Source organism: Mesorhizobium sp. M7A.F.Ca.MR.176.00.0.0 (assembly GCF_004023165.1).
In the GTDB taxonomy this organism is placed as follows: domain Bacteria; phylum Pseudomonadota; class Alphaproteobacteria; order Rhizobiales; family Rhizobiaceae; genus Mesorhizobium.
The window spans coordinates 41,191-47,841 of the sequence record NZ_RZTC01000006.1; the positions used below are offsets into that span (position 1 = coordinate 41,191).

A 6,651-nucleotide genomic window follows, 5' to 3' on the forward strand; every position below is an offset into this window, starting at 1 on the left:
TACCAAGCTGTTAAGGGGCAACGCCTTAACCTGTTTTGAAAGTCGCGCGGACCCCTTGGCAGGCTTTGCCTGTCTGGATCTTTGCATGTAGCAGGTTCTTGTCACAAAACCGCGGGACACTTTTGCGGAACCTGCTTATGTGAAGCCTTGGTGAGGGTCAATCGCGGCTGCGTCATGGGGCGGCGCAAGTGAAGAATTTGGACGGGTAGAGCATATGACACCTATGGAAAAGGCGGGCTGGACGCCACTGCCGCATTCGGACGAGGATCTGGAGCGGTCGAAGAGTGTGCCGGATACGCCGCAGACGCGTGCCGAAACCTACCGACTCGCCTGGAACGATCCCGACTTCATGACGCGGCGCGAGTTGCGCGCGGTCCGGCTGCAGCTTGAACTCCTGAAACCGGAAATGATCCTGGCCGAACGCGGCATCCGTTCGACGGTGATCCTGTTCGGCGGCGCGCGCCTGCCGGAACCCGGCGGCGAGGCCTGGGCGGCCAAGAACGAGACGCAGAAGAAGAACCTCGAGGAGAACAGCAAATACTACGAGGAAGCGCGCAAATTCGCCCGCCTCTGCTCGCAGCAGTCGGCTACCTCCTATTACCGCGAATATGTCGTGGTGACCGGTGGCGGGCCCGGCGTGATGGAAGCGGGAAACCGCGGCGCCGACGATGTCGGCGCGCCGTCGATCGGCCTCAACATCGTCCTGCCGCACGAGCAGGCGCCGAACATCTATGTGACGCCGGAGCTCTGCTTCAACTTCCATTATTTTGCTATCCGCAAGATGCATTTCGTCATGCGCGCCAAGGCGGTCGCGGTGTTTCCGGGCGGCTTCGGCACGATGGACGAATTCTTCGAGACGCTGACCCTGATCCAGACAGGGCGCATGGAGCGCGTGCCGGTGATCCTGTTCGGCAAATCCTTCTGGAAGCGGGCGATCAATCTCGATTTTCTCGCCGAGCAGGGCACGATCAGCCCCGGCGATCAGGACATCATCGACTTCGTCGACACCGCCGACGAAGCCTGGGGGATCATCAGCCGGTTCTACAAGTTAGGGGAGTAGGGGAGTGGGGAATTGAAGAGCTGACGAATTGAAGAATTGGGGAACTGGGGAACTGGGGGAATTGATCCGTAGAGACCGTCCTTCATTCTTCAATTCTTCAATTCTTCAATTCCCCTCTTCCTCCCCCTCCACAATCGCCGTCAGAAACCCCGCCAGATCGTCGGTGACGAAATCGACGTCGTCCTCGTTGGCCGGGTCGCGCTCCCAAATCTCGGAAAAGGTCGGCTCGAAATTGCGCGGCACGATAAGCACCGTGGTCATGCCGAGCGACTTCGGCACCGACAGGTTGCGGGCAAGGTCTTCGAACATCACCGCATTGTGGCCGGTGACGGCGTGGAGTTCGGCGAACTTCTCGTAGGTCTGGCGCGCCGGCTTGGGATTGAGCCCGGCGGCGACGATGTCGAAGATGTCGTCGAAATGGTCGAGGATGCCGAGTTGGCGCGCGGTGCGCTCGGCGTGCCTGCGGTCGCCATTGGTGAAGATGAACTTGCGGCCCGGAAGCTGGCGGATGGCGGTGCCGAGAACGGGGTCTGGCACCAGCCATGAATAGTCGATGTCGTGGACCTTCTCGAGGAAATCATCGGGGTCGATGCCATGACGTGTCATCAGGCCGTTCAGCGTCGTGCCATATTCGCGGTAGAGTTCCTTCTGCAACTTGCGCGCATCGTCGCGCGGCAATGCCAGCAGCTCGCCGACATAGGCGGTCATCTTGACGTCGATCTGCGAGAACAGATTCGAATGATGCGGATAGAGCGTGTTGTCGAGATCGAAGACCCAGTCGGTGACATGGGCGAAGCGGGCGGGGTCAGGGAGCGTGGTCATGGGCTCCTTATGGCATGAAACGCGCATTCCGGAAGCGACTTTATCCACAACTTCTGCTCGTTGAGGTTGCGTAAATCGCCTCACGATTCAAATTTTAGGCATCTGGGAAAGGTGGCCTTTAGGGCTTGCTGGCAGAGAGGCAGTCTTGTGGGAGCAAGCGATGAACAGCATAATTCTGAGATCCGCCGCCGTTGCTTTCGCCTCAGTCGCGGCCTCTCTCCTGCTGACCCTGATCATCGTTCCGGCCATGGGATTTCCGGTCAACCGCACGATCTGGCTGACCTCCACCCTCTGTCCGCTGGTGCTGGCGTGGGCTGCCAGCGCAAGCACTTTCTGGCAAAGCGACAGGCTGAAAAACGCGCATCGCGATCTCGCCCGCGCTCATGCCCAGCTCGCCGCCGCGCATCGCCGCCTGGCGGAAAAGGCGAGCCGCGACGACATGACCGGCATGCTCAACCGGGAAAGTTTCTTTGCCGCGCTCGACGGTTCGCGCCGCAAGTCCGATCGCGGCGCGCTGCTGATCATCGATGCCGACCACTTCAAGACCATTAACGACAATTTTGGCCACCTGACAGGTGATGACGCGCTGCTTTTGATCGCCAGCGCGATCCAGCGCGGCGTGCGCAGCGGCGATGTGCTCGGCCGCATCGGCGGCGAGGAGTTCGGCGCCTTCCTGATCGGCGCCACCGAACAGGAGGCCAAGCGCGTCGCCGAACGAATTCGCCGCGAAGTGGAGCTGATCCGCTTCCGGCCCGTCGACGAGCGGACCATCCCGCTCACGGTCAGCATCGGCGGCACCGTCTGCGGCGAGGAAGCCAGTGTGTCGGAGCTGATGCGCGCCGCCGACCGGCGCCTCTACCAGGCGAAGCACCAGGGCCGTAACCTGACGATCATCGACACCGGCATTTCCGAGGCGGCGTGATCCGATCTGCCGCAACCGGCCTGTTAAGAAAATTCTAACCCTGTTTGCACTCGGTTGTACCGCTTAGCCGGGTTTTCACTGCTTTGCGGCCAGACTTGGCACGATACTGGCTTCCACGGTGATGCATGTGTCGTTCCGGGAATTGCCGTTCTGGGAACGCCATGCAGTGCCGAAGCCCAGCCGAGAGACGAGCCATGAGTTTCATCATCAAGAAAATGTCACGCCGCGCGCTCGTGCAGGCGTTGATCGCATTGCCTGCCCTGTCTTTGTTCCGCAAGCTGCCTAATGCCGATGTCGCCGGTCCAAAGCCCGACCCGAACGAGATCGTCGAGGTCAATGGCTGGATTCTGAGGCGGGGCGACCTGGCATGATCTTCGACAGCTACGAGGCGTATCGCGCCGCGAACTTCACCCCAAAAGTGTGCATCCTAGGCTCCGGTCCGGCCGGCACGACCATTGCCCGCAAGCTTGGCGCGGCCGGCATTCCGGTGGTGGTGATGGAGGCCGGTCCGCGCGAATTCAGCGACGAGTCGCAGGACTTTTACCGTGGCAGCACGGTCGGCGATTTCTATTTCGATCTCGACATAACCCGGCTGCGGTTGATGGGCGGCAGTTCCAACCACTGGGCCGGCTGGTGCCGCGTGCTCGACAAGCAGGATTTCGAGCCGAAGGCCTGGGTACCCGATACGGGCTGGCCGATCCGCCGCACCGACATCGAACCCTATCTGCCGGAAGTGCGCGACATTCTCGACCTTCCGGCCCTCCGGCCAGATGTGCCGATCTCGGACGACATTCACTGGGTGCAGCTGATCAAGAGCCCGGCCGTGCGCTTCGCCGAGAAGTTCGGCGATGAACTCGACAAGGCCAAGAACATCGCGGTGGTGCTCAACACTTGTGCCACCGAACTTTCCGGCGACGGCAAACGTGTGACGGGCGCCAGACTGTGGTCGAACGGGCAGGATGCCGGCTCCTTCAGCGCCGACTATTTCATCGTCTGCACCGGCGGGCTGGAGAATTCGCGGCTGCTTCTGTGGTCGAACCAGCGTTCGAACGGCGGCGTCGTGCCGAATGCGACGGCGCTTGGCCGCTACTGGATGGAGCATCCGACCTTCGAGGGCGGCAACGCGATCCTGACCGACTACAACGCGTTCGAGGTCGACGCCGTCAATGAGGCCTTCTTCTCGCCGACCCTTGCCGCCATGGAGCGGCTGCAGATCATGAATTTCGGCATCCGGCTGATCGAGACGCCGTATCCCGGCGTCAAGAGCCTTATCGCCGACCTCGCCTGCACGGCACCCGACATGGCCGAGTGGATGTCCTCCAAGCTCAGTCAGAGACTGCGCTGCGCCGCCCAGCTCTACGTCGCCTGGGAACAGGCGCCGCTGGCCTCCAACCAGATCGAGTTGTCGAAGACCGATGTCGACCATGCCGGCGTGCCACGCATCGAATTGCACTGGAAGAAATCGGAAATGGAGCGCCGCACCCTGCTCGAAGGGCTCAGACTGTTCGGCATGACGCTGATCGAGAAGAATCTCGGCCGCGTGCGTATTGCCGACTGGATCAGCAATGGTCAGGATTATCCGACCAACGACGAGACGGCGGGCCATCATCACATGGGCGGCACGCGCATGGGCACCGACGTCAGCAAGAGCGTGGTCGACGCCAACTGCAAGGTGCACGGCATGGACAATCTCTATGTCGGCGGCTCCTCGGTGTTCTGCACGTCGGGCCAATGCAACCCGACGACGACGATCACCGCGCTGGCCTGCCGGCTGGGCGACCATCTGAGCAAGGTGGTCACCGCCTGACGGCTGCAGGGCAACTGCTGCCTAGAGCGTCGCCGGATCGAGGGCCGGCTGGTCCTTGCGGCGGGCGACGATTGCCGCGAAATCGGCGGTCTGGAAGGCATCGCGCAAGGCGTCGAAGGACGGCAGCACGAAATAGGCGCGCTGGAACTTGTCGATCTCGTAGCCGGTGCGCATCACCGTTTCCAGGTCGAAGGGCACGTGGTGGGCGTCATTGCCTTCGACCGCGAACTGCAGCTCGGTAAACGACGACATCAGGCCGGCGCCAAAGGCCTTTAGCGGCTGGCCGGCCTCCTGCATCAGGCCGTATTCGGCCGTGTACCAATAGAGCCGGGAAATCATCTCGTCGCCGCCCAGCGCGATGATGTCGCCGGCCTTCTCGCCATACATCTGCATGAAATCGGCGAACACCGGTTGCGACAGCGCCGGCACGTGGCCGAAGAAGTCATGGAACATGTCGGGCTCGACAATGTAGTCGAGCTCCTGCCTCGTCCGCAGCCAGTTGGTGACCGGGAAGCGGCGATCGGCGAGATGATCGAAAAACGGGGCCGCGGGAATGAGACCGGGCACCGCGACGATCTCCCAGCCGGTCAATTTGCGCAGCTTGGCGCTGACCTCGTCGAAATCGGGAATACGGTTGAGCAGGCCGAGTTTTTCGACGCCGTCGAGATAGGAGTGGTGGGCGAGCCTGCGCGTCAATTTGGTCTGGCGGTCGCACAGCGTGCGCCACACCGCCTGCTCTTCTTCGCTGTAATCGTAGCCCTGCGACACGGTGAAATCGGCGCGGCAGACCGAATAGTCGCCGCGCAATCCTTGCGCCGCGCAGTCGCGGGCATATTCGGCAACGCTCATCGTCGTCATGGTTTTTCTCCTCGCAAATCATCAATGGCTGACGTGCCGAAAAGGCTACCCCGATCTGCGGAGGCAAATCGGTTTTGATGATGGCTCGAACGGAATATTTGGGATAACATCCACTCAAAAAACCCTCTATCGGAGTGAAAATGCCTCAATTCGACGATTTCGAGATCAAGATGCTCGATGTCCTGCAGCGCGACGGGCGCAAGCCGGTTTCCGAACTGGCGCAAGAGATCGGCCTGTCGACGACGCCGTGCGCGCGGCGCTTCGAGGCGCTGCAGGAGGCCGGCATCATCAAGGGATTTGCCGCGGTGATCAGCCGCCGCGCGGTCGGCCTGATGGTCGAGGTGTTCATCCAGGTGCGCCTGGTCAGCCACAGCGACGGCTCGCCCGAAAGCTTCATCGCCGCCGTGCAGCGCATGGACGAGGTGTCCTCGTGCTGGACGATGACCGGCGACCACGACTTTCTGCTGCATGTCATGGTGCCGTCGGTCGACGAGCTCAACGCCTTCGTCATGCACCGGCTGATGCGGCTCGACGGCGTGCGCGACGTCCACACGCAGTTGGTGCTGCAGAACATCAAGGGGCCGGGCCATGTCCCGCTCGGGCATCTCAGGCGATGACAATGCCTCCCTTCGCACTCCTTGGGGAAAAGCTGCACGCAAACTGCTGAAACGGGCCAAGCGCGCGTCGATATCGCCGGCCAGCTTGCGCGGACCAACTGCCCAAGAGGTCCGCCATGAAAATCGTCCTGATCAATCCGCCGCACACCGCCATCGGCAGCCGCGTGCCTGACGATCATTTGCCGCCGCTCGGTCTGCTGGCGATCGGCGGACCGCTGATCGATGCCGGCCATCAGGTGCGGCTCGTCGACGCCGAGTTTGGGCCGATGCCGCTCGATGACGTCGTACGCAACGCACTGGAGGACCACCCCGACTTCGTCCTGATCGGCCATTCCGGCTCGACCTCGGCGCACCCGACCGCCTTGCTGATCGCTGAGCAGATCAAGCAGCGGGAGCCGGCGACCATCATCGTCTATGGCGGCGTTTTCCCGACCTATCATTGGCGCGACATCCTGGCCGCTACCGATGCTTTCGACTTCATCGTGCGCGGCGAGGGCGAGGCGACCGTCGTGGCGCTGGTCGAGGCGCTGGAAATGCACCAGCCGCCGGCGAGCGTGGCCGGCAT

The 6,651-nt window shown here is 62.1% G+C and carries 7 protein-coding genes and 1 pseudogene; 6 read left to right on the plus strand and 2 right to left on the minus strand.

The window, feature by feature from the left end; genetic code table 11:
- Nucleotides 1-214: 214 nt before the first annotated feature.
- A complete protein-coding gene (locus EOB59_RS03855; protein WP_023810769.1) occupies nt 215-1,060 on the plus strand; it encodes an LOG family protein in 846 nt (281 codons plus the stop codon).
- Between the two features lie 105 nt (nt 1,061-1,165).
- On the opposite strand, the gene EOB59_RS03860 is transcribed toward EOB59_RS03855, so the two are convergent.
- Nucleotides 1,166-1,882, minus strand: coding sequence for a pyrimidine 5'-nucleotidase (locus EOB59_RS03860; protein ID WP_127808367.1), 717 nt, complete (start codon nt 1,880-1,882; stop codon nt 1,166-1,168).
- A gap of 160 nt (nt 1,883-2,042) precedes the next feature.
- On the opposite strand from EOB59_RS03860, the gene EOB59_RS03865 reads away from it, so the two are divergent.
- The 3 genes from EOB59_RS03865 to EOB59_RS03875 all read left to right on the plus strand — a co-directional run bounded on the left by EOB59_RS03865 (nt 2,043) and on the right by EOB59_RS03875 (nt 4,611).
- Nucleotides 2,043-2,804 carry a GGDEF domain-containing protein gene (locus EOB59_RS03865; protein ID WP_127269432.1) on the plus strand — a complete coding sequence of 254 codons (762 nt, stop codon included), beginning with the start codon at nt 2,043-2,045 and terminating at the stop codon, nt 2,802-2,804.
- A 194-nt stretch (nt 2,805-2,998) separates the two neighbouring features.
- Complete coding sequence (locus EOB59_RS03870) at nt 2,999-3,175, plus strand: hypothetical protein (protein ID WP_127382831.1); 177 nt, start codon at nt 2,999-3,001, stop codon at nt 3,173-3,175.
- On the plus strand, nt 3,172-4,611 hold the full coding sequence (locus tag EOB59_RS03875; RefSeq protein WP_128287708.1) for a GMC family oxidoreductase: 1,440 nt from the start codon (nt 3,172-3,174) through the stop codon (nt 4,609-4,611). The genes EOB59_RS03870 and EOB59_RS03875 overlap by 4 nt, the downstream gene beginning before the upstream one ends.
- Nucleotides 4,612-4,632: 21 nt before the next feature.
- Here the strand turns inward: EOB59_RS03875 and phhA are convergent, their stop codons facing one another.
- Nucleotides 4,633-5,469, minus strand: a complete 837-nt coding sequence (phhA, locus tag EOB59_RS03880; RefSeq protein ID WP_128287709.1) for a phenylalanine 4-monooxygenase — start codon at nt 5,467-5,469, stop codon at nt 4,633-4,635.
- 140 nt (nt 5,470-5,609) lie between these two features.
- Here phhA and EOB59_RS03885 point away from each other — a divergent pair, with 140 nt between their 5' ends.
- Together EOB59_RS03885 and EOB59_RS35915 are read left to right on the plus strand one after the other, a co-directional pair.
- Nucleotides 5,610-6,086, plus strand: coding sequence for an Lrp/AsnC family transcriptional regulator (locus EOB59_RS03885; protein WP_027040109.1), 477 nt, complete (start codon nt 5,610-5,612; stop codon nt 6,084-6,086).
- Nucleotides 6,087-6,202: 116 nt separating this feature from the next.
- Nucleotides 6,203-6,651: pseudogene (locus EOB59_RS35915) on the plus strand (cobalamin-dependent protein); the annotation flags it as partial.

Coding starts and splice junctions, on each gene's coding strand:
- EOB59_RS03855 (WP_023810769.1), top strand. CDS start 215: ATGACACCTATGGAAAAGGCGGGCTGGACGCCACTGCCGCATTCGGAC.
- EOB59_RS03860 (WP_127808367.1), bottom strand. CDS start 1,882: ATGACCACGCTCCCTGACCCCGCCCGCTTCGCCCATGTCACCGACTGG.
- EOB59_RS03865 (WP_127269432.1), top strand. CDS start 2,043: ATGAACAGCATAATTCTGAGATCCGCCGCCGTTGCTTTCGCCTCAGTC.
- EOB59_RS03870 (WP_127382831.1), top strand. CDS start 2,999: ATGAGTTTCATCATCAAGAAAATGTCACGCCGCGCGCTCGTGCAGGCG.
- EOB59_RS03875 (WP_128287708.1), top strand. CDS start 3,172: ATGATCTTCGACAGCTACGAGGCGTATCGCGCCGCGAACTTCACCCCA.
- phhA (WP_128287709.1), bottom strand. CDS start 5,469: ATGACGACGATGAGCGTTGCCGAATATGCCCGCGACTGCGCGGCGCAA.
- EOB59_RS03885 (WP_027040109.1), top strand. CDS start 5,610: ATGCCTCAATTCGACGATTTCGAGATCAAGATGCTCGATGTCCTGCAG.